This window comes from Agreia sp. PsM10 (genome assembly GCF_030433855.1).
Lineage (GTDB): Bacteria > Actinomycetota > Actinomycetes > Actinomycetales > Microbacteriaceae > Agreia.
The window spans coordinates 1-252 of sequence record NZ_JARUXC010000071.1 but is presented as its reverse complement, the minus strand read 5'-3'; the positions used below and the strand labels follow the sequence as shown (position 1 = coordinate 252).

Below are 252 nucleotides of genomic sequence, written 5' to 3'. Positions count from 1 at the left end.
CTTCTACTATTCCAGCATCTATTCCACCTCCAACCTCTCATAGAATCTCAATCCCCATCCCAACAATAGATGAAACTAAACCAGAAGATGACCCTTCTGAGGCATTAAAACTCAGAAGACCCAGAACCAAACATACCAAACCAACAATCTCAACAACATCAGCAATTGACAAAGTGTTGTCTGACATTGATCAACACACTTCTGATCACTCCTCCAATCCAAACTCTGAACCACAAATTGTCCCTCCTCCAC

General features: G+C 42.1%; 1 protein-coding gene. It reads left to right on the top strand.

Annotated features, from left to right (window positions below; translation table 11 throughout):
• On the top strand, positions 1-252 hold a 252-nt coding region (locus tag QCD70_RS19075; RefSeq protein WP_301219216.1), incomplete at both ends, for a hypothetical protein.